2 protein-coding genes are annotated in these 2,175 nt (G+C 61.4%); both read right to left on the reverse strand.

The window, feature by feature from the left end; all coding sequences use genetic code 11:
• Positions 1 to 15: 15 nt before the first annotated feature.
• A complete protein-coding gene (locus tag VF515_14405; protein ID HEX7408823.1) occupies positions 16 to 1,830 on the reverse strand; it encodes an acyl-CoA dehydrogenase in 1,815 nt (604 codons plus the stop codon).
• A 54-nt stretch (positions 1,831 to 1,884) separates the two neighbouring features.
• On the reverse strand, positions 1,885 to 2,175 hold a 291-nt coding region (locus VF515_14410), incomplete at its 5' end, for a hypothetical protein (protein ID HEX7408824.1).

The raw sequence follows: 2,175 nt of genomic DNA on the forward strand, positions 1-2,175 counted from the left end.
GCTGGTTTCTCCGCGCTAAAACCACTCCTCGTCGAAGTCGAGTGCGGTCCGTTCGCTACTCTTCAGAATCTGCGCCGTGGCATGCAGGTACGGCAGTTCGTTGTTGAGGTAGAATCGCGCCGTGGCGAGCTTGCCCTTGTAGAAACGCTGGTCCGCGGCCCCAGCCCCTGCGTCGAGCGTCTTCTGGGCGACGATCGACTGCCAGAGGAACAGCCATGAGATGACCAGTCGCGAGAACATTCTAAGGTACGAAACTGCAGAGCCGATGTAGAGCTCGATGTCGCCTGCCATTGCAACCCCACCCAGATGCGTCGTGGTCTCGGCGACTTCGTTCAACGCCGCGGTGACTTTGCCTGCCAGGTCCTGCAGTGCCCCGATTTGCGATGCCTCCTCAGTGGTCTTGGAGATTTGGGCCAGTAGCGCTCTGAAGGCTTCGCCGCCCTTCATGACGACCTTGCGGCCGAGCAGGTCCATGGCCTGGATGCCGTTGGTGCCCTCGTAGATCGGAAACACCTTGCAGTCACGCAGCATCTGGGCCAGCGGGAACTCCTCGCTGAAGCCGTAGCCGCCGTAGCACTGAATGGCGAGCACGATCGAGTCGTAGGAAGCCTCCGAGCCATAGGCTTTGCCGACCGGCGTCAGAATACCCAGGATCGCCTCCGCCGCCATTCGCTCGGTCTCGTCCGGGCTGAACCGCTCCTTGTCGCCCAGGAAGGCGGCGTAGGCGAGCAGCGCGAACAAGCCCTCGGTTGTGGCCTTCTGAGCGAGCAGCATGCGCCTGACGTCGGAATGCTTGATGATAGGGACCTGCGGCGTCGTGGGATCCTTTTCCGTGATCTTGCGCCCCTGCAATCTCTCCCGCGCGTATTGCAGCGCATGCTGGTAGGCGTTGGATGCCAGACCGGTTGCCTGCAAGCCGGTGGCGATGCGGGCATGGTTCATGAGCTGGAACATGTATGCCAGGCCCCGGTTCGGTTCTCCCAGAAGCCAGCCGCGGCAGTCCCCGTTCTCACCGAAGCTCAGGGTGGCCGTCGCGTTCGCTCTGATACCCAGCTTATGCTCGAGTCCGGCGGTCACCACGTCGTTGAATTCGCCGATCGATGCATCCTCCTTGATGCGGTACTTGGGAACGATGAACAAGCTGATGCCCTTGACCCCGGGCGGTGCACCCGGAAGCTTGGCCAACACCGGGTGGATGATGTTCTCCGTCATGTCCTGGTCGCCGTTCGAGATGAAACACTTGGTGCCCGTGAGCAGATAGTAGTCGCCGTCGTTGGCTTTGACCGCAGTGGTCTTGACGTCGCTCAAAGAACTGCCGGCCTGGGGTTCGGTGAGGCACATGGTGCCGCCCCACTCACCCGCGTACAGCTTCTCCAAATAGGTCTTCTTCAGCTTGTCGTTGCCGAACGAATGGATCAGCCCCGCGGCGCCGAAGGTGCCGGCGATATACATGTTCGCGGCGGTATTTGCGGCATTGAACATGAGCGCCGTCGCTGCGCCCACGGCCGCGGGGAACTGTTGCCCGCCAAACTCGGCTGGGGCGGTCTCCCCATGCCAGCCGCCTTCTTTGTACGCCTGCCAGATCCTGTGCATGCATTCCGGAACGCGGGTTTTCTTGCTCTTGGTGTCGTACGTGACGCCGATTCTGTCCATTTCCGCATACGCCGGCCAGCAGACCTCGCGTGCCAGCTTGTAGGCGGCGTCCATGGCCGTATCGAACGTCTCTTTGGAATGGTCCCTGAAGTACTCATACTTGGTCAGGGTCTCGACGCCGAGCATCTCGTACAGGACAAATCGGATGTCGCGCACGTTTACCAGTGTGTCGCTCATCTTGCACTCCTCTTGTCGTGACCAGAACCGCGGCCCTGATCTCAAGCTCGTGATCTAGTTCCGCCGGCGGCTTCTCTGCTCTTTCCGGTCGAGGAACAAATATCCCGGCAAGTTTGCGAACCGCAGCAGTGGTTGCAACAGCGCCGGGAAAAACTTGACCGCAGCGGCTTTCACCACCCGCGGGTTATCGAGGTCGATGCGTTGCCCGGCTCGCTCCAGCGTGCAGTGCCTCGCTTGCAGGACGTTGAGGCACCAATCGGTGTCCGTACCGTAGGGCAGGGGAGTGACGTAGCCTCGTCCCGTCGGGAATGCGATCACCGGCGTGCGGTAGTGGCGGCCGCTGCG

The sequence above is a fragment of the Candidatus Binatia bacterium genome (assembly GCA_036382395.1).
Lineage (GTDB): Bacteria > Desulfobacterota > Binatia > HRBIN30 > HRBIN30 > JAGDMS01.